The following is an 18,514-nucleotide window of genomic DNA, read 5'->3' as shown; positions in this document are numbered from 1 at the left end:
ACCCGCCGAGCCGCGCATGAATGATTCGCTGAAGACCCTGCTGGTAATCGCGTTCTTGATCGTCATCGTCTGGAATCTGGGGGCCGGCCTCTACTACCTGATGATCGATCGCGGCCAGACCAAGCGCACGGTCAACGCGTTGACCCGGCGCATCGCCCTGTCGGTGGCGCTGATCCTGCTGGTGGTCCTTGGCATCTACAGCGGCTGGATCAAGCCGCACGGAGTCGGCGGCTGAGTCCGGCCACGGCCGCGTTGCCCGATGCGACGCGGCCGGCGCATCGCCTACAGCACGTAGACGAACAGGAACAGCATCAGCCACACCACATCGACGAAGTGCCAGTACCACGCCGCCGCTTCGAAACCGAAGTGGTTGTCGCGGCTGAAGTGGCCCTTGGCCGCACGCAGCCACATCACCGCCAGCATGATCGTGCCCAGCGCCACATGCGCGCCATGGAAACCGGTGAGCAGGAAGAAGGTGGAGCCGTAGATACCCGAGCCCAGGGTCAGATTCAGCTCCTTGTAGGCGTGGATGTATTCCTCGGCCTGGAAGAACAGGAACACGCAACCCAGCACCACCGTCGCGCCCAGCCACAGCAACAGCTGCTTGCGTCTACCGGCCTTGAGCGCGTGGTGGGCAATGGTCAGCGTGATGCCCGAACTCAGCAGTATCAGCGTATTGAGCAGCGGCAGCCCCCACGCCGGAATGGTCTGGAACGCCCCGCCGATATCGCCGGGGCCATTGGTCGGCCACGCCGCCGAATAGCCGTCCCACAGCAGTTCGTTGGTCATCACCCCGTGACCTTCACCGCCCAGCCACGGCAGGCCCATCTGGCGGGTGTAGAACAGCGCACCGAAGAACGCGCCGAAGAACATCACCTCGGAGAAGATGAACCACACCATTCCCATCCGGAACGAGCCATCGACCTGGTGGTTGTAGCGCCCGGCCACCGACTCGCGGATGACATCGCCGAACCACAAAAACAGGGTGAAAACCATCATCGCCACCCCGGCGAAGAAGGTCCAACGCCCCCAGCCGGCGTCGTTCAACCAGCTGGCCACTCCCACCATCATCACCAGCATGGAAATCGAGCCGACGAAGGGCCACTTGCTGTGGCTCGGCACGAAGTAGACATTGGCATCAGAGGTGTTGTGGGCCATGGCTTGCTTCCGGGTCCGTGATCTAGGGGGCCGCATGCGCAGCGGTCGCGGCCGAGGCCGAAACCAGCTGCTCTGTCAGCGCATCATTCTTGAAGAACGTGTAGGACAAGGTGATCGTTTTGACGTCGGCCGGCAGGTCCGGATCAACGATGAAACGCACCGGCATGTCGCGCTTTTCCCCGGCCTGCAAGGTCTGCGCGGTGAAACAGAAACATTCGGTCTTGTTGAAGTAGCCCGACGCCCGTGCCGGCGCCACCGACGGCACCGCGCTACCGACCAGCGCGCGATCGCTGTCGTTGCGGGCAAAGTACAGCGCCTCGTTCAATTCGCCCGGCACCACATCCATCGTCAGCCGTTCCGGATGGAAGGCCCACGGCAGCTTGGAATTGACCCCGCCATCGAACTCCACCCGCACCGTGCGTTTGCTGGTGCCGGCCGAGGCCGCCGCCGGCGGGCTCGCACCGCGCTCCAGCCGCACGCCGAACACCTTCTCGCAGGCGATACGGTACAGCGGCACCAGCGAGAAGGTCAGCACAAACACCGCCAATGCCACGCCAATCAGCCGGCCCATGCCGGCATTGCGCTCGGGTTTGGGCGCGGGCGTGGTCAATGCGCCAGAACGCCGGAAAGGATGAAACCGGCGTAGATCGCCACCGCCAACAGCCCCACCACCAGCGCGGTGCGGCGCGAGCGGCGGCGACGCAGCGCCAGCTCCTCAGGTTGCAATGGGCGAGGGTCCATCTGTTTCCCCTGTTTCAGTGGGTGACGTCATCGTGGGCCAGATCGCCCGGCTTGATGACCGGTGGCACGGTGAAGGTATGCGCCGGTGCCGGCGACGGCAGCGTCCACTCCAGTCCGCGCGCGCTTTCCCACGCCCGGGCCTCGGCGCGTTTGCCGTTGCGCAGCGAGCTCAGCAGGATCGCCGCCATCAGGAACGGGGTGACGAACATGCCGAACGCACCGATCGAGCTGACCAGGTTCCAGTCGGCGAACACCGGGTTGTAGTCGGGGATACGGCGCGGCATGCCCGCCAGGCCAAGGAAGTGCTGCGGGAAGAACAGCAGGTTGACGAACACCATCGTCCACCAGAAATGCACCTTGCCCCAGAACTCGTTGTACATGCGGCCGGTCCACTTCGGCCACCAGTAGTAGACCGCGGCGATCAGCGCCAGCACCGCGCCGGTGACCAGCACGTAGTGGAAGTGCGCCACCACGAAATAGGTGTCGTGGTACTGGAAGTCGGCCGGCACGATGGCCAGCATCAGGCCGGAAAAACCGCCAATGGTGAACAGGATCACGAAGGCGATGGAGAACAGCATCGGTGTCTCGAAAGTCAGCGAGCCTTCCCACATCGTGCTGACCCAGTTGAACACCTTCACCCCGGTCGGAATCGAGATCAGCATCGTGGCGAACATGAAGTAGATCTCGCCCCCCAGCGGCATGCCCACCGTGAACATGTGGTGCGCCCACACGATGAACGACAGGAACGCGATCGCCGCGGTCGCGTAGACCATGGCCTGGTAACCGAACAGCGGCTTGCGGCTGAAGGTGGGGAGGATCTCGCTGACCACACCGAACGCCGGCAGGATCATGATGTAGACCTCCGGATGGCCGAAGAACCAGAAGATGTGCTGGTACATCACCGGGTCGCCACCACCGGCGGCATTGAAGAAGCTGGTGCCGAAGAACTTGTCGGTCAGCAGCATCGTCACCGCTCCGGCCAGCACCGGCATCACCGCGATCAGCAGGAACGCGGTGATCAGCCAGGTCCAGCAGAAGATCGGCATCTTCAGCAGGTCGATGCCCGGTGCGCGCATGTTCAGCACGGTGGCGATGATGTTGATCGCGCCCATGATCGAGCTGACACCGGCGACGTGGATGGCGAACACGCTGAAGGCGACGTTGTAGCCACCCTGCAACGACAGCGGCGGGTACATGGTCCAGCCGCCGGCCGGCGCGCCGCCCGGCAGGAACAGCGTCAGCAACAGCAACGTGAAGGCCACCGGCAGCAGCCAGAACGACCAGTTGTTCATGCGCGGCAGCGCCATGTCCGGCGCGCCGATCTGCAGCGGGATCATCCAGTTGGCCAGGCCGACGAAGGCCGGCATCACGCCGCCGAAGATCATCACCAGCGCGTGCACGGTGGTCATCTGGTTGAAGAATTCCGGCTTGACGTACTGCAGCCCGGGCTGCGCCAGCTCCATGCGGATCACCACACTCATCGCCGCGCCGACGATGAACATCAGGAAGCTGAAAAGCAGATACAGCGTGCCGATGTCTTTGTGGTTGGTGGAGAAGAACCAGCGTTCGAAAAAGCCCTGTTGGTGCCCGTGGTGATCGGAGTGCTCGACTGCGGAATTCGCCATTGCAACTACACCTCGTTATCCGTTTTCAGGCATCGCGCCGGCCGTCACGCCGGCACGCTGGAATATCAGGCACCGCTGGCTGTTGGCGCGAGCGCGGCTTCGGGTTGCGCCGGGGCGGTCTCGGGCACGGCCGGGGCGGGCGCGGGGACCTCCGGCGTCGCGGCAGCCGGCTTGCGCGCGGCCAGCCAGGATTTGAATTCGTCTTTGGACACGGCCTTGACCACGATCGGCATGAAGCCATGATCCTTGCCGCACAGCTCGGCGCACTGGCCGCGGTAGACGCCTTCGCGTTCGATATTGGTCCAGCGCTCATTGATGAAGCCCGGCACCGCGTCCTGCTTCCAGCCCAGTGCCGGCACCCACCAGGCGTGCACCACGTCATCGGAAGTGATGACGAAACGCACCTTGGTGTCCACCGGAAGCACCAGCGGGTTGTCCACCTCCAGCAGATAGTGCGGATCGGTGACCATCGTCGGCACCGCACCGCTCTGGCGGATCTGGTCGGATTTGCGGTCCATGCGGCTGGTGAAGGCCACATCCTCGCCGAGATATTCGTACTTCCACATCCACTGGTAGCCGGTGATTTTTACCGTCATTTCCGAGTCGCGGTAGTCGTACATGGCGATCAGTTTGGCGGTGGCCGGCCAAGCCATCACCACCAGGATGATGATGGGAATGACGGTCCAGATGATCTCGGCCTTGGTGTTGTGCGAGAACTGCGCCGCCACCGCCCCTTTTGACTTGCGGAACTTGAAAATGGCGTAGGCCATCGCCGCAAACACCAGGACGCCGATCACCGCGCATACCCACAGCGCGACCATGTGGGCTTCCCACGCCATCTGCGCGGTATGGGTAACCCCCTTGCCCATGTTGAGCTGCCATGGCGCGGGATCGGCCGATTGCGCCCACGCGCTTGAGGTCGCCAGCCCCGCGGCGGCAACGACCAATGCGGATTTCAACGCCCCACCCCACCTGCTGCTTTGCTTCATTGCCTAGACCCTTGACGTCATCGGTTGCAGCCGTTGCCGGTTGCGAGCAAGCCTTCAAGTGTCACCGCAAGTTCCCGACGTTCGGCGGGTGCGAGGAAACTCCCCACTTCGACCCGCCTGCCGCTGGAAACCAGCAGGACCCGTTCCTTCTCGGCAACCACGCGGACCCAGTAAGGGTGCGCGCGGAATACCGGTGAACTCCCGGCCGCGAGGAGGACCTCCACGCAGTCCGGTCCTACCCGGATCTCTTCCCGGCGCTCGCCGCTGCGCCAGACCGCACGCAACGCCACGCCCACCAGAAAGCTGTGCAACAGCGCGAAAGCCGGAGCGAGGCGGTTACCGGACCACCAAGCCAGGCTGGCCGTGAACCACATCAGTCCTGCCAACGCGGCGAACAACTGGACGAACTGCCGGGCCGTAAGCGCCCGTGGGGGATGCAGCACCAGCTGCGCATGTGAGCCATCGGAAACTGACCGAAGCACCTGGATCATGTCGCAACCGCGTCCATACCGCGGATAACGATCTGGATGGTAGCCGTGCCCAATCCCCCCGGCAAGCTTGCATTCATCATCGTTGCGAATGCTGCATTGCACACACGGATCCCCGGAAAACCCCTTCAAGCCCGTCATAAAAAATGACGGAATCGGCACAAATAACGTAAAACCCGTGAAAGCCGCCCAATCCGCCTGATACCAGTGGTTTACAGCTCCGTTGCAGCGCCCTGAGGCACTGGGAAAAAGCCTGTATCCGATTAAAATGGTCAAATCCCACTGTGGTCAGGCGCATGAACTCGACTCCTCCTTTTGATGCTGCATCTTCGCTGCCGACAGGCCCGTGTCTGCTCGCGCCGGAACTTCCGCCGACGCCTGCCGCGTTGCGCCAGGCCATCACCGACGCCTGGCTCAAGGACGAAGCCGGTCATGTGCGCGAACTGCTGGAACAGGCCCGCCTGCCGGCCGCCGAACAGGCGCAGATCCAGGCCACCGCCGCCGATCTGGTGCGCCGCGTGCGCGCCCGCGCCAGCAACCAGGGCGCGATCGAAGCCTTCATGCGCCAGTACGACCTGGGCAGCGAGGAAGGCGTGCTGCTGATGTGCGTGGCCGAAGCCCTGCTGCGCATCCCGGATCAGGAAACCGCCGACAAGCTGATCCGCGACAAGCTCGGCGAGGCGGACTGGAAAAAGCACATGGGCCAATCGGACTCGGTGCTGGTCAACGCCTCGACCTGGGGCCTGATGCTGACCGGGCACCTGGTCGATCTGGCCGATGCCACCAAGCGCGACGTGCATGGCGCCTTCAAGCGGCTGATCGGCCGCGTGGGCGAGCCGGTGATCCGCCTGGCTGTGCGCCAGGCGATGAAGATCATGGGCCACCAGTTCGTCATGGGCCGCACCATCGACGAGGCGCTGGCACGCTCGCACAAGGGCGACAACAGCAACTACCGCTACTCCTTCGACATGCTCGGCGAAGGTGCGCTGACCATGAAGGACGCGCGGCGTTACCTGGAAGACTACCGGCGCGCCATCCACGCGATCGGCAAGGACAACCTGGCACGCGGCGGCAAGGCCGATGGTGACGTCACCGCCTCGCACGGCATCTCGATCAAGCTCTCGGCGCTGTACCCGCGCTACGAACATGCCAAGCGCGAACGCGTGCTCCAGGACTTGGTGCCGGGCGTGCTGGAACTGGCACAGCTGGCCAAGTCCTATGGCATCGGCTGTACCGTCGACGCCGAGGAAACCGACCGCCTGGAGCTGTCGCTGGACATCATCGAGGCCGTGGTCAGCGATCCGTCACTGAAAGGCTGGGAAGGCTTCGGCATCGTCGTGCAGGCCTACCAGAAGCGTACGCCGTACACGATCGATTACCTGGCCGACCTGGCCCGCCGCATCGGTCACAAGCTGCAGGTGCGTCTGGTCAAGGGCGCCTACTGGGATGCGGAGATCAAGCGCGCACAGATCGACGGCCTGCCCGGCTACCCGGTGTTCACCCGCAAACAGAACACCGACGTGTCCTACATCGCCTGCGCCAAGCGCCTGTTCGGCCACCGCGATGCGCTCTACCCGATGTTCGCCACCCACAACGCGCACACCATCGCCGTGATCAAGCAGATCGGCGCCGGCCACACCTACGAGCACCAGAAGCTGCACGGCATGGGCGATGACCTGTATGCCGAGGTGATTCCGGCCGACCGCCTCAATGTGCCGTGCCGTGTGTACGCACCGGTCGGTTCGCACGAGGAACTGCTGCCGTACCTGGTGCGCCGCCTGCTCGAGAATGGCGCCAACTCCAGCTTCGTCAACCGCATCACCGATGACGAGGTTTCGATCGAGGATCTGATCCGCGATCCGGTCGAGGCGGTGTCCTCGTTCGCGTCCATTCCCCACCCGAAGATCCCGCTGCCCATCGACCTGCTGCGCAGCCAGAACCACGACAGGACCAATTCCATGGGCATCAACCTCGCCAACGACAACGACCTGCGCGCGCTGGCCGGGCAGCTCACTGCCGCCATCAAGCCGTGGCACGCCGCCCCGCTGGTGCCCGGCGCCACCGCCACGACCGCCGCACAGCCGGTCACCAACCCGGCCGACACGCGCGAGGTGGTCGGCCAGTGGCAGGCCGCCGATGCCGCCACCGTGCAGCAGGCGTTGAGCAACGCCGTAGCCGCACAACCAGCGTGGAACCGTACCCCGGCCGCCAGCCGCGCCGCCATCCTCGAACACGCCGCCGACCAGCTGGAAGCGCGCATTGCCGAGTTCATGGCGCTGTGCGTGAAGGAAGCCGGCAAGAGCCTGCCCGACAGCATCGCCGAAGTACGCGAGGCGGTGGACTTCCTGCGCTACTACGCCAAGCAGGCACGCGAGCAGTTCAGCCACGCCGAGAAGCTGCCCAGCCCGACCGGCGAGAGCAACGAGCTGCAGCTGCATGGCCGCGGCGTGTTCGTCTGCATCAGCCCGTGGAACTTCCCGCTGGCGATCTTCCTGGGACAGGTCAGCGCCGCGCTGGCCGCCGGCAACAGCGTCATCGCCAAGCCGGCCGAGCAGACCAACCTGGTCGGCTACTACGCGGTGAAGCTGCTGCATGAGGCCGGTGTGCCCGAAGGCGTGCTGCAGTTCCTGCCAGGCGATGGCGCCACGGTCGGTGCCGCGCTCACCGCCGATCCGCGCGTGGCCGGCGTGGCCTTCACCGGTTCCACCGAAACCGCCCGCGCGATCAACCGCGCGATGGCCGCGCGCGATGCCGCCATCGGCGTGCTGATCGCCGAGACCGGCGGCCAGAACGCCTTCATCGCCGACTCCTCGGCGCTGCCCGAGCAGATCGTCAAGGACGCGATCGGCTCGGCCTTCACCTCCGCCGGCCAGCGCTGTTCGGCCGCGCGCGTGCTGTTCGTGCAGGACGATATCGCCGACAAGGTGATGACCATGCTGGCCGGCGCGATGGCCGAACTGAAGATCGGTGATCCCGGCCTGCTGTCCACCGACGTCGGTCCGGTCATCGATGCCGATGCGCTGCAGATCCTCACCGACCATGCCGCCCGCATGGACCGCGAAGCGCGCCTGATCGCCGCCGCGCCACTGTCCGAGGCCGCCGCACACGGCACCTTCTTCGCCCCGCGTGCCTATGAGCTGAAGGACCTGAACCAGCTGCACAAGGAGATCTTCGGACCAGTGCTGCACGTGATCCGCTGGAAGGCCGACCAGCTCGACGCGGTGATCGCGCAGATCAACGCCACCGGCTACGGCCTGACCCTGGGCGTGCATTCGCGCATCGACGAGACCGTCGAGCGCATCGCCAACGGCGTCCACGTCGGCAACGTCTACGTCAACCGCAACCAGATCGGGGCGGTGGTCGGCGTGCAGCCGTTCGGCGGCCAGGGCCTGTCCGGCACCGGCCCCAAGGCCGGCGGCCCGCACTACCTGCTGCGTTTTGCCACCGAGAAGACGGTGACGGTGAACACCACCGCCGCCGGCGGAAACGCCTCGCTGCTGACCCTGGGCGACTGAGTCGGCCGCAGCACGGAAGCAACGAAGAACCCCGCGAAAGCGGGGTTTTTTGTTGTCCATCCAGCTCCGCTCACAGGCACGCCCCAGGCCCCGGCGGTGGTCGATCGAACCGATCCGATCACTGGACCGCCGCGTATCGCCACGTATCGCCACGTATCGCCGCGGTAGCGCTGACGGCTGCTGCGGCCGAAGCCCGGCGTGTACTCCCGTTCCACGCGGCCCCCGCGAGCGGCGCAATCCGGGGGCGCGGTCCTTGAAGGTCTGCGGCCGCTGGTCGATTTCGACCTCCCGATCCTTGAAGTCGACCAAGGTGTCGTCACTGAAGCCCTCATCGTCGATCACCGGCCCGCTCTGGCCGACGTGGTGAGGGCGCGCTGCTGCCGTTGACGGCAACGGGCTGGCCCGCGAGGGGGGCGGAAAATCCCCCACAGGATCGAAGCAGCCGTCATTACCGGCCGGTGGGGGTCGCCGTCCCAGGCCGCGCTGCCGCAGCGGAGCGTCACCTGCAACATCCGGCCGTTCGATGCGCACACCCGGATCACCATGGCTCCGCCGTCGGAAGTGATCCCCATGCGGGCTCATCTGCGCACAGCGCGGGGGCGTTGTCGATCAGCACCTCCGCGATCGACAGCCCGCCTATCGTCCCGCCGGCGCGATGCTGGCCGTCCGTTCCGGCGGCCAAAAAAAAACCCGGGAGAATTTCTCCCGGGCTGCGTTCTACAGTGGCACACGGCTACGGCAAAGTGCGCCGCGCCACGCCCGATCAGAACTTGTAGTTGACCGATGCGGCGAGGATGTCGCCACCCACGTCGTACTTGCCCTTCAGCGTGCTGCCGGTGGCCGAGACGATGTTGATCGCCGGCTCATTGGTGAACAGGTGGGTATAGCCGAAATTGAACTCGGTCTTCTCCGACGGCGTCCAGCCCAGACCGAACGACAGCCACTTGCGGGTCACATCCGGCACCTTGACGTCACGGTGCGCATAGCTGGTCGGGGTTTCGTCATAGGCCACGCCACCACGCAGGGTGATGGTGTCAGACAGCTTGTACTCGGTACCGATCGAGCCGAAGGTGGTGTCGTTGTAACCGAATTCCAGCACGTTGTCGGGCTGGTTCGATGCGAAATCCACGGTCACCTTGTCGAACGACGGCTTCCATGCAGTGCGGGTCACATCGCCCATCACCGTCCAGCGGTCGTTGATCCGGTGGGTGACGCTGGCGGTCAGCGACGCCGGCAGGGTCAGGGTAGCCTTGCCGCTGGTCGGTACGAACAGACCGCTGCCCGGCATGCCGAGGGCGACCTGCACCGCCGGCGGCACATCGAACTTGCCCTTGCCGCCGGTGATCTTGTGCTCGACCTTGGAGCGGTAGCTCAGCGCGATATTGGTGTCTTCGCTCGGGCTGAAGGTACCGCCCAGCACGTAACCGACCGCATTGTTGTCACCTTCCAGCGAGGCGTAGCCATCGGCGCTGCCCGGGTAGAAGCCCTGCTGCGCCGCAGCGCCAGAGGCCTGGCGGGCGGCGTTGGCGGCCTGGGCCGGAGTGCCACCGGCGGCCAGCACTGCCGCGGCAGCCTTCTGCTGCGCGGCGCCGTTGACCACGGCACCGAAGTCCACCGCGTTGGTCAGCTCGATGGTCAGGTGCTGCACGAACACGCTGGCACCAAAGGACACATACGGGTTGACGTCATAGGAGAATGCCGCGCCCAGATCGACCGCCTTCAGGTCGGTGGTCACGCCGTGGTAACGGCCCACCCAGTCCTTGTCGTAGTCGGTCTTGAAGCCGAACGGCGCGGTCAGCGACAGGCCGAAGTGCATGTTGTCGTTCTCGCCGAACGGCACATGGAAATAGGCCGCCGGAACCGGCGCGATCATGCCGGCGTCACCGCCGTTGCCGCCGCTGACCGGTGCACCGGTACCCGGGCCGCCGGTGCCGTTGTAGCGGGCGTCGAACTTCTCGAAATCGGCCGAGAAGCTGATGGCGCTCAGGTCCGCCTGGAACTGGCGACCGTCGAGCAGGCGCATCGAGGCCGGATTGGTGGCGACCACAGACGCATCACCCCAGGCACTGGTGGAACCGGCAAACGCACGGCCCAGACCCTTGGCGCTGTTCTCCTTGAGCTGGAAGGCGGCAGCATCGGCGTTGCTGAATGCGAGGGCGCCGGCGATGCCGACGGCCAGAGCGGTGATGCGGGCAATCGAGGAAGCGGTATGCATGTTGGAAGCTCTCTCCTGGAACTGATGAAAAGTCGTTGATGCGGGTGGCATTAACGGACTGCAGTAATAGCTTGACGATGAGCCGGAGACCCCTCCCGACATACCACGCCGTATGCAGTATCTCCCAGCTTGCTTAACTAAACAATAACGGCACCGAATTCAGTTTCCTGTTCCGAATGAAGCGCTTAGGCGAGGAACCGATTACGCTTCCGGCATATGTTCCTTTCCATCCCCTCCCGTAAGAAGCCCGGCCTGCGCTGGGCGGTGCCAGCGCTGGTTGCCGTCACTTGGATCGCCTTCCTGTGGTCGATCTCCCGGCCGACCGAGGCCTGGCGGTCGCTGTGGATGAACTGGGGGGCCCTGTCCACCGGTCTGGGCAACCCGCAGGAGGTCTGGGCGGCGCTGCGCGATGGCAGCGCGTTGCGGCTGTTCACCGCGCTGTTCCTGCATGCGGACTGGTCGCACCTGCTGGGCAACCTGGTGTTCCTGCTGATCTTCGGACTGCCGGCCGAACGCGTGCTCGGGCCATGGCGGCTGCTGCTGCTGTTCCTGCTCGGTGGCGCGGCCTCGAACCTGGCCGCGCTGTATGTGATGGACACGCCGGATCAGACCATCATCGGTGCCAGTGGCGCGGTTTCGGCATTGCTGGGTACCTATCTGGCATTGTTTCCCGGCGCCCGTCTGGGCGTGGTGGTGCCGCTGGGGCTGTTCCTGGAGTTCGTCCGCGCCCCGGCATTCCTGCTGATCGGCGTCTGGGCCGCACTGCAGGTGGTGTTCGCCTATATCGGCCCCAGCTTCGGCCAGGTGGCGTGGTCGGCGCATCTGGCCGGCTTTCTGTTCGGTATCGTCTACGGCCTGTATGTGCGCGCGGCCATCGCCCGCCGTCTGCGCAAGCGTCAGGGCTTCTAGCGCCCGGCCCCTGCGGCGGATTCTATAATCGCGGCATGAGTAGCAAACCGCTGTACAAGGTCACTTTCCTCAACCACGGCAAAATCTACGAGCTGTATGCCCGGCGCGTGGGTGGCAGCCATCTGTGGGGCTTCAACGAAGTGGCCGAACTGGTGTTCGACCGCCACGACGGACTGGTGGTGGACCCCACCGAAGAGCGCCTGCGACAGGAGTTCGGCGACACCCGGGTGTTGCACCTGCCGATGCAGAGCATCGTGCGCATCGAGGAAGTGGAGAAGAAAGGGCAGTCGGCGATCCGCGATGCCAGCACCGGCGAGAAGGTGGTCACTCCGTTCCCGCTGCCGGGCAAACCGCGCTGAACGGACCTGCGGCGGCCCCGGCAACATGCAGGGCCGCCGCGACGCTTACTTGTCGCCGTCGCTGGTCGGCACGGCTTGTTCCGGCTTGGCGGGAGCCTCCGGCTTGGCCGGGGCCGCAACCGCGGGCTTCGTCGCTGCGGCTGCGGCGGCCGGTTTGGGCTTCACTGCCGCGGCAGCCACCGAGCCGGGATGCTTGAGCTCGCGCAACGCTGCCTGCACCGGCGCATCGCCCGGCAACACCACCCCGGCCTTGCTGCCGGCAGCTTCGTCATCGCCGCGCAGGTGCCCGGGCAACTTGGCCTCGCTGTAGTCAGCCAGGCTGGCCGGCAAGTCCTTGGGCAGATCGGCCGGATCGGGCTGCAGCTCCACGTCGGGGATGATGCCGGTGGCCTGGATGGATTTGCCGCTGGGGGTGTAATAGCGCGCGGTGGTGAGCTTCACCGAATCACCGTTGTCCAGCGGCAGCACGGTCTGCACAGAGCCCTTGCCGAAGGTGCGGCTGCCGACAATGCGGGCCCGCTGGTTGTCACGCAAAGCCCCGGCCAGCACTTCGGAGGCGCTGGCCGAGCCGGCATCGGTGAGCACCACCACCGGTGCGCCCTGCATGAGGTCGCCCGGAGTGGCATCGAACGTCGCATCGCTGATGGAGATGCGCCCGCGCGTGCTGACGATGCCGCCCTTCTCCAGCAGGTCGTCGGCCACCTGCACCGCAGCGGTGAGCAGGCCGCCCGGATTGCTGCGCAGGTCCAGCACCAGCCCCTTGAGCTTGCCGCCGGCCTGGGCCTGCAGCTGCGCCACATGCTTCTGGAAGTCGCTGCCGGTATCGGCCTGGAAGGTGCTGATGCGGATATAGCCATAACCGGGCTCCAGCATCTTGCTGCGCACGCTGGTGACGCGGATGGTTTCGCGGGTGACGCTGACGTCGAACGGCTTTTCGCCCGCGCGCTCGATGGTCAGCACCACCGAGGTGCCCGCCGGGCCGCGCAACGGCTCCATCGCCTCGATCGCACTGATCGGCTGGCCATCGATGGCGATGATCAGATCACCGGCGCGCAGGCCGGCCCGGGCCGCCGGAGTGTCATCGATCGGCGATACCACCTTGAGCGTGTCTTCCTGCTGCTGCAGTTCCACGCCGATGCCTTCGTAGGCGCCGGTGGCCTGCTCGTCGAACGCCTGCGCGTCTTCCTTGTCGAAATAGGTGCTGTGCGGATCCAGCTCCAGCAACAGGCCGCGTACCGCCGACTGCATCAGCTTCTTGTCGTCGACCGGATCGACATAGGCCGCACGCGCCGCGTTGTAGACCCCGACAAAGCGGCGGATCTCATCCAGCGGCACGCGCGAGGTGACCGACTCCTTGGCATCGGGATCATCGGCGCTGACGGCCTTGTCCGGGGCGCTCTGTGCCAGCGCGACCGCAGGAGACAGGGCGAACAGCAGGGCTGCAGCAAGACGGGCTACGCGCATGAACCACTCCATGAGAAAACAGGCCCGCGCCCGAAGCGCGGTCGTTTCGATTATGCGCGATGCCCGGCTAAATTCCCGTTGAACCGGCGCCGGCGGCGCTCAGCCTGGGTTACTGGCGCTGCAGCCAGGTGGCCGGGTCCACCGGCTGGCCATGGCGGCGCAATTCGAAATACAGCGCGGTGGTGCCCTGCCCACCGGAGTTGCCCACCTTGGCCACCGCATCGCCGCGCTTGATCCGCGCGCCGGCATCTTTGAGCAACGCGTCGTTGTGTGCGTACAGGCTCAGGTAACCGTTGCCGTGATCGACAATCAGGATCATGCCGTAGCCGGTCATCCAGTCGGAAAACACCACGGTGCCATCGGCCACCGCGGTGACGGTGGTTCCGGCCGGGGCACCGATCAGCACGCCGGTGCTGCTGCGCCCGTCGGGCAAGCGGCCGCCATAACGGGCCAGCAGATTGCCCGACAGTGGCCAGCCCAGTCCGCCGACCTTCGGCGCCGGTGCATCGGCCACCACCCGTGGCGGCGTTTTGCCCGCAGGTGCGCGCGGACCGGTGCGCGCTGAACCGGCTCCTGTCGCCGCTTGCCGGGATTGCGCGGTGGCGGCTCGCCGTGCCGCGGCTCGGCGCTCGGTTTCGGCACGCGCCGCGGCGGCACGCAGGTTGGCCAGCACCCGCTCCAGCGAGCGCGCATCCTGGCCCAGCGCCTTTTCGCGTTCGCTGCGATCGTGGTAACGGCGCTCCAGTTCCGTCAGCATCGTCGCCCGCTGGCGCCGGTCACGTTCCAGCGCGGCAGCCTGCTGGCGTTGTTGTTCGCGCGCCTGTTGCAACTCCTGGCTGCGCGCCAGAATCTGCTGCTCGGTTTCACCCAAGGTCCGCAGGTCCGCGGTCAAGGCACTGATCGAGCGCGCCCGCTCGCGCTGCAGGTAACGGTGATAGGCCAGCTCGCGGTTGGCATCGGCCACGGTATCCTGCGACAGCAGCAGCTTCAGCGGCGCGTGCGTGCCCAGCTGATAGGCACCACGCAGCAAGGCGGCCAGTTGCTGGCGCTGGCGGGCCAGACCGCTCTCCAGCTCGGTTCTGCGCTGCTGCAGCGCGGCCAGTGACCGCTGCTCAAGCGCTACCGCCATCTCGGCCTCGGCCACCGCGCGGGCGCTGCGGGCGACCTTCTGGTCGGCCTCGCGCAACTGCTGGTTGACCTGTGCCCGCTGTTCTTCCAGCTGCCGGCGCTCCTGGGAAACGCTCTTCAGTTCGCCGCGTAGCTGCTGCAGCTTCTTTTCCGTATCGCGCGGCGCGGTCTGCGCCAGCAGCGGCCCGCTCACCAGCGCCAGCACCAGCAGCCAGCTGCCACGCCACCGGGACGGAATCGCTGCTTGACCGGGGCGGCGCATGTGGAAAGTCGGGCGCAATGCGGTTCCAATGACTTCAGGCAGGTGCGGATTGTAACCAAGCGTGGTGCCATCGGCTCCGGTCCATCGGAATACCCCTCCTGGAGGTCGCATGAAACGTGTATTTCTGCTGCTGGCCCTGACAGCCACCACCCCGCTGGTCCTGGCCGCCGATGACATCAGCAAGGTCAATGGCAGCATCCACACCGAGGCCAATGCCAGCTATGGCGATCTGGATACGGTCAACGGCAGCATCCAGCTGGCCAGCGGCGTGCAGGTGCGCGGCGTGGAAACCGTCAACGGCAGTATCCGCGCTGAAGACAACGTGCAGGCCCGGGCGATCGAGACGGTCAATGGTGGCATCCGCGCCGGCCGCAACCTGGTACTCGAACGGGGTCTGGAAACGGTCAACGGTGGCATCTATGTCGATCGCGGCAGCCGTATCGGCGGCGATATCGAAACGGTGAATGGTGCGATCGGGCTGGTCGGCACCCAGGTCGGCGGCGACATCGAAACGGTCAACGGCGACATCACCGTCGGTATCGATTCGCATGTCAAAGGCGGCATCAAGGTGAGCCGCCCCTCCTTCAACATCTCGCTGACCGCACCGCGCAAGCCGCGCGTTGTGATTGGTCCCAATGCGGTGGTCGAGGGCGCGCTGGTGTTCGAACGTGAGGTGACCCTGTACGTGCATGACACGGCCCGGACCGGTCCGGTCAGTGGCGCCACGGCGCAGCGCTTCAAAGGTGAAAGTGCGCCGCGCTGAGCAGGCAGCCGGCGTGCATCCCGCCTAGAATCGGGTATCGAACGCAAACCGGAGTTTTCATGCATCGCAAATTGTTGTTGTGCCTGGCCGCCAGCGCCGCGCTGGTCGCCTGCAAGCAGGAGGCGGCCGCACCGCCGGCCACCGCAGCGCTGCCGACCGCGGTCCCGGCGCACGCGTTCGCCAGCGCCATCAATGCCGCCGACTTCGCCGAGCTGGTCAAGACCCTGGCCTCGGATGAGTTCGAAGGCCGCGCGCCAGGCAGCAACGGCGAGGAACTCACGGTCAACTATATCCGCGACCAGATGCAGCGCATCGGCCTGCAGCCGGGCAACGGCGACAGCTGGTTCCAGGACGTGCCGATGACCGAAACCACCGCCGATCCCAACACCGTGCTGAAGATCCAGCGCGACGGCACGGTGCAGGAACTGACGTTCGGCACGGACATGGTCATCGGTACCCGCAGCGGCCAGCCGGAAATCAAGATCGCCGACAGCGACCTGGTCTTTGTGGGCTACGGCGTGGATGCCCCCGAACAGGACTGGAACGACTACGCCGGCCAGGACTGGACCGGCAAGACGGTGGTGATGTTCGTCAACGACCCCGGCTTCCATGTCGATGACGCCAAGCTGTTCGACGGCAAGCGCATGACCTACTACGGGCGCTGGACCTACAAGTTCGAGGAAGCCGCGCGCAAGGGTGCTACGGCCGCACTGATCGTGCACGACACCGCCGGTGCCTCCTATGGCTGGGACGTGGTGAAGAACTCCTGGGGCGGCGCGCAGTACGACCTGCCGGCCACAGAGGACAAGGAGCCGCGCCTGCAGGCACAGGGCTGGCTCAGCGCCGACGCGGCGCGGCAGCTGTTCGCCGAAGCCGGGCTGGATCTGGACAAGGCCTACCGCGATGCCAGCAAGCGCGGCTTCAAGCCCGAACCGCTGAAAGCCAAACTGTCACTGGATCTGCAGAGCACCATCGCACAAAAGAAGTCGCGCAACGTGGTGGGTGTGCTGCCCGGCGGCAAGCGCGCCGACGAAGCCGTGCTGTACATGGCGCACTGGGATCACCTGGGCAAGCACGAGGGCGAAGAAGGCGACAACATCTACAACGGTGCGGTGGACAACGCCACCGGCGTGGCCGGCATCCTCGAGATCGCCGACGCCATGGCGCACCAGCCCACGCCGCCGGAACGCTCGGTGGTATTTCTGGCCGTCACCCTGGAAGAATCCGGGCTGCTGGGTTCGCAGTACTACGTGAACCACCCGACCTTCCCGCTGGATAAGATCGCCGGCGTGATCAATATCGACGCGATGTCGGTCAATGGCCGTGCGCGCGACATGACCGTCACCGGGTTTGGCAGTTCCGAGCTGGAAGACATCCTCAAGCCGCTGGCAACCGGGAAGGGCCGTACGCTGCATGCCGAAGCGGCCGTACAGAGCGGCTTCTACTTCCGCTCGGACCACTTCAACTTCGCCAAGGCCGGCGTCCCGGCGCTGTACGCAGACGGCGGTGAAGATCTGATCGACGGCGGCACCGCGGCAGGCAAGCGTGCCGCCGAAGCCTATGGAAAGGAGCGTTACCACGGTCCCAAGGACGAGTACGATCCGGCGACCTGGAAGCTGGACGGTGCCATCGAAGACCTGGAACTGTTGTACGGCGTCGGCAGCCATCTGGCCGGCGGCGATGCGTGGCCGAACTGGTACGAGGGCAACCCGTTCAAAGCCAATCGCGATTCGATGATGAAAAACAAGCCAAACGGCAAGCCCTGAGCTACCCACCGCTCCACTCAAACGGCACCTTGACGGCGCCGTTTTTCGTCCTGCGACGCCAGCGCATGCCCTGAAGCCGCCGGCTTCATGAGACTGAACAGTGCACATCCCCGCAACACCTCCTTCACCCGGTCTGCGAGCCGTGGCACCCAACATTGCCCGTGCCACCCATCAATGGAGAACGAGCGATGCATTTTCGGATCCTCACCACTTCCCTGCTTGTTGCCGCCTTCGGCGCCGCGGTTCCGGCCTATGCGCAAAGCGCCTCCAGTGATCCGGCCGCCGGCAGCAACGGTCTGACCCAACGGGAGGTCAGGACCCTGCTGGAAGAGCAGGGATACCGCGACATCAAACAGATCCAGTTCGACGATGGCCTGTGGGAAGCCCATGCGGTCAGCGGCAACGGCAAACGCCTGGAAGTGAAAGTGGACCCGCTCCGCGGCCGGATCTATCCCGAAGATGGCACCGCCGTTTCACGCATGAACAAGGACGAGATCCATGCCTCCCTCAGCGCGCAGGGTTTCTCCAATATCCGCGACCTGAAGTTCAAGGACAGTCTCTGGCATGCCGAAGCCGACAATTCCAACGGCCGTAAAGTCGAGCTGCGGATCGACCCGGAGGACGGCACGATCGTCACCGCCCGCAATGACTGAGCCCGCCGCAGTGTCGAGCGCTCACACCGACCCGTTCTTTCACATCACCGCCCCGGGTATTGCTTCTCGCTGGGCGCATGCGGTGGTGATGCGCCAGCGGGCGCGCTGAACGCCATTTTCTGGCGGCTGTCCCCCAAGCCCGGCCGCTGCCGGGCTTTTTGTTGCCGGCGTCCTTTACGGCCTGCAGCAGGGCGTGGCGCAATAAAAAACCCCGCTGCGTTAGCAGCGGGGTTTGGTTGTAACTCCTGACGATGACCTACTCTCGCAAGGCTTGAGCCTCACTACCATCGGCGCGGCTGCGTTTCACTTCCGAGTTCGGGATGGGATCGGGTGGTTCCACAGCGCTGTTTTCATCAGGAAGACGGTTGGAGCAGCGCAGTGCGCCGGCTCGGATGCGGTTTCCGTGCAGTTCCCACCGCGGGTGCGGAAGGAGCCTGGTAAAAGCAAATCCCCGCTGCGTATGCAGCGGGGATTTTAGT

Annotated in this window: 16 protein-coding genes and 1 rRNA gene; 7 read left to right on the top strand and 10 right to left on the bottom strand. The window is 65.4% G+C overall.

Features of this window, described 5'->3' with window-relative positions; translation table 11 throughout:
- The first annotated feature begins 16 nt into the window (after nucleotides 1–16).
- Complete coding sequence (locus ARC78_RS15470; RefSeq protein WP_054659890.1) at nucleotides 17–235, top strand: twin transmembrane helix small protein; 219 nt, start codon at nucleotides 17–19, stop codon at nucleotides 233–235.
- 47 nt (nucleotides 236–282) lie between these two features.
- Here ARC78_RS15470 and ARC78_RS15465 read toward each other — a convergent pair whose 3' ends face one another.
- The 6 genes from ARC78_RS15465 to ARC78_RS15445 form a co-directional block, all read right to left on the bottom strand.
- Nucleotides 283–1,158 carry a cytochrome c oxidase subunit 3 gene (locus tag ARC78_RS15465; protein ID WP_054659888.1) on the bottom strand — a complete coding sequence of 292 codons (876 nt, stop codon included), beginning with the start codon at nucleotides 1,156–1,158 and terminating at the stop codon, nucleotides 283–285.
- 22 nt (nucleotides 1,159–1,180) lie between these two features.
- Nucleotides 1,181–1,768 (bottom strand): cytochrome c oxidase assembly protein, encoded by a 588-nt coding sequence (locus ARC78_RS15460; RefSeq protein ID WP_256202371.1) that lies wholly within the window; start codon nucleotides 1,766–1,768, stop codon nucleotides 1,181–1,183.
- Nucleotides 1,765–1,899 (bottom strand): hypothetical protein, encoded by a 135-nt coding sequence (locus tag ARC78_RS17075; RefSeq protein WP_275043996.1) that lies wholly within the window; start codon nucleotides 1,897–1,899, stop codon nucleotides 1,765–1,767. Before ARC78_RS17075 ends, ARC78_RS15460 begins: the two co-directional genes overlap by 4 nt.
- A 14-nt stretch (nucleotides 1,900–1,913) precedes the next feature.
- Entirely contained in the window at nucleotides 1,914–3,524 is a 1,611-nt protein-coding gene (gene ctaD / locus ARC78_RS15455; RefSeq protein ID WP_054659884.1) for a cytochrome c oxidase subunit I, read from the bottom strand.
- A 65-nt stretch (nucleotides 3,525–3,589) separates the two neighbouring features.
- A complete protein-coding gene (gene coxB, locus ARC78_RS15450) occupies nucleotides 3,590–4,513 on the bottom strand; it encodes a cytochrome c oxidase subunit II (protein ID WP_057506603.1) in 924 nt (307 codons plus the stop codon).
- Nucleotides 4,514–4,530: 17 nt separating this feature from the next.
- Nucleotides 4,531–5,004, bottom strand: a complete 474-nt coding sequence (locus ARC78_RS15445; protein ID WP_054660081.1) for a DUF2244 domain-containing protein — start codon at nucleotides 5,002–5,004, stop codon at nucleotides 4,531–4,533.
- Nucleotides 5,005–5,297: 293 nt separating this feature from the next.
- On the opposite strand from ARC78_RS15445, the gene putA reads away from it, so the two are divergent.
- The gene (gene putA / locus ARC78_RS15440) at nucleotides 5,298–8,516 is read left to right on the top strand and encodes a bifunctional proline dehydrogenase/L-glutamate gamma-semialdehyde dehydrogenase PutA (RefSeq protein ID WP_057506602.1); all 3,219 of its coding nucleotides are present in this window, start codon (nucleotides 5,298–5,300) and stop codon (nucleotides 8,514–8,516) included.
- 763 nt (nucleotides 8,517–9,279) lie between these two features.
- Here putA and ARC78_RS15435 read toward each other — a convergent pair.
- A complete protein-coding gene (locus ARC78_RS15435; protein ID WP_057506601.1) occupies nucleotides 9,280–10,731 on the bottom strand; it encodes an outer membrane protein transport protein in 1,452 nt (483 codons plus the stop codon).
- Between the two features lie 216 nt (nucleotides 10,732–10,947).
- Between ARC78_RS15435 and ARC78_RS15430 the strand changes: the two genes are divergently transcribed.
- Nucleotides 10,948–11,640 (top strand): rhomboid family intramembrane serine protease, encoded by a 693-nt coding sequence (locus ARC78_RS15430; protein ID WP_054660552.1) that lies wholly within the window; start codon nucleotides 10,948–10,950, stop codon nucleotides 11,638–11,640.
- 35 nt (nucleotides 11,641–11,675) lie between these two features.
- Entirely contained in the window at nucleotides 11,676–11,999 is a 324-nt protein-coding gene (locus tag ARC78_RS15425; protein ID WP_057506600.1) for a DUF1820 family protein, read from the top strand.
- Nucleotides 12,000–12,044: 45 nt separating this feature from the next.
- Here the strand turns inward: ARC78_RS15425 and ARC78_RS15420 are convergent, their stop codons facing one another.
- Together ARC78_RS15420 and ARC78_RS15415 are read right to left on the bottom strand one after the other, a co-directional pair.
- A complete protein-coding gene (locus ARC78_RS15420) occupies nucleotides 12,045–13,463 on the bottom strand; it encodes a S41 family peptidase (RefSeq protein WP_057506599.1) in 1,419 nt (472 codons plus the stop codon).
- A 109-nt stretch (nucleotides 13,464–13,572) separates the two neighbouring features.
- Nucleotides 13,573–14,853, bottom strand: coding sequence for a murein hydrolase activator EnvC family protein (locus ARC78_RS15415; protein WP_057506598.1), 1,281 nt, complete (start codon nucleotides 14,851–14,853; stop codon nucleotides 13,573–13,575).
- 109 nt (nucleotides 14,854–14,962) lie between these two features.
- Between ARC78_RS15415 and ARC78_RS15410 the strand changes: the two genes are divergently transcribed.
- From ARC78_RS15410 to ARC78_RS15400, 3 genes are all read left to right on the top strand, one after another.
- The gene (locus tag ARC78_RS15410) at nucleotides 14,963–15,616 is read left to right on the top strand and encodes a DUF4097 family beta strand repeat-containing protein (protein WP_054660750.1); all 654 of its coding nucleotides are present in this window, start codon (nucleotides 14,963–14,965) and stop codon (nucleotides 15,614–15,616) included.
- Nucleotides 15,617–15,675: 59 nt separating this feature from the next.
- Nucleotides 15,676–17,382: a M28 family metallopeptidase gene (locus ARC78_RS15405; protein ID WP_057506597.1), complete on the top strand. Its 1,707-nt coding sequence runs from the start codon at nucleotides 15,676–15,678 to the stop codon at nucleotides 17,380–17,382.
- A gap of 188 nt (nucleotides 17,383–17,570) precedes the next feature.
- Nucleotides 17,571–18,035, top strand: a complete 465-nt coding sequence (locus ARC78_RS15400; RefSeq protein WP_054660427.1) for a PepSY domain-containing protein — start codon at nucleotides 17,571–17,573, stop codon at nucleotides 18,033–18,035.
- A 243-nt stretch (nucleotides 18,036–18,278) separates the two neighbouring features.
- On the opposite strand, the gene rrf is transcribed toward ARC78_RS15400, so the two are convergent.
- Nucleotides 18,279–18,393 (bottom strand): 5S ribosomal RNA (rrf, locus tag ARC78_RS15395).
- Nucleotides 18,394–18,514: the final 121 nt, after the last annotated feature.

This window comes from Stenotrophomonas pictorum JCM 9942, from assembly GCF_001431585.1.
Classification (GTDB): Bacteria; Pseudomonadota; Gammaproteobacteria; order Xanthomonadales; family Xanthomonadaceae; genus Stenotrophomonas; species Stenotrophomonas pictorum.
This window is presented reverse-complemented; position numbering and strand designations above follow the sequence as displayed.

Coding starts and splice junctions, on each gene's coding strand:
- ARC78_RS15470 (WP_054659890.1), top strand. CDS start 17: ATGAATGATTCGCTGAAGACCCTGCTGGTAATCGCGTTCTTGATCGTC.
- ARC78_RS15465 (WP_054659888.1), bottom strand. CDS start 1,158: ATGGCCCACAACACCTCTGATGCCAATGTCTACTTCGTGCCGAGCCAC.
- ARC78_RS17075 (WP_275043996.1), bottom strand. CDS start 1,899: ATGGACCCTCGCCCATTGCAACCTGAGGAGCTGGCGCTGCGTCGCCGC.
- ctaD (WP_054659884.1), bottom strand. CDS start 3,524: ATGGCGAATTCCGCAGTCGAGCACTCCGATCACCACGGGCACCAACAG.
- coxB (WP_057506603.1), bottom strand. CDS start 4,513: ATGAAGCAAAGCAGCAGGTGGGGTGGGGCGTTGAAATCCGCATTGGTC.
- ARC78_RS15445 (WP_054660081.1), bottom strand. CDS start 5,004: ATGATCCAGGTGCTTCGGTCAGTTTCCGATGGCTCACATGCGCAGCTG.
- putA (WP_057506602.1), top strand. CDS start 5,298: ATGAACTCGACTCCTCCTTTTGATGCTGCATCTTCGCTGCCGACAGGC.
- ARC78_RS15435 (WP_057506601.1), bottom strand. CDS start 10,731: ATGCATACCGCTTCCTCGATTGCCCGCATCACCGCTCTGGCCGTCGGC.
- ARC78_RS15430 (WP_054660552.1), top strand. CDS start 10,948: ATGTTCCTTTCCATCCCCTCCCGTAAGAAGCCCGGCCTGCGCTGGGCG.
- ARC78_RS15425 (WP_057506600.1), top strand. CDS start 11,676: ATGAGTAGCAAACCGCTGTACAAGGTCACTTTCCTCAACCACGGCAAA.
- ARC78_RS15420 (WP_057506599.1), bottom strand. CDS start 13,463: ATGCGCGTAGCCCGTCTTGCTGCAGCCCTGCTGTTCGCCCTGTCTCCT.
- ARC78_RS15415 (WP_057506598.1), bottom strand. CDS start 14,853: ATGCGCCGCCCCGGTCAAGCAGCGATTCCGTCCCGGTGGCGTGGCAGC.
- ARC78_RS15410 (WP_054660750.1), top strand. CDS start 14,963: ATGAAACGTGTATTTCTGCTGCTGGCCCTGACAGCCACCACCCCGCTG.
- ARC78_RS15405 (WP_057506597.1), top strand. CDS start 15,676: ATGCATCGCAAATTGTTGTTGTGCCTGGCCGCCAGCGCCGCGCTGGTC.
- ARC78_RS15400 (WP_054660427.1), top strand. CDS start 17,571: ATGCATTTTCGGATCCTCACCACTTCCCTGCTTGTTGCCGCCTTCGGC.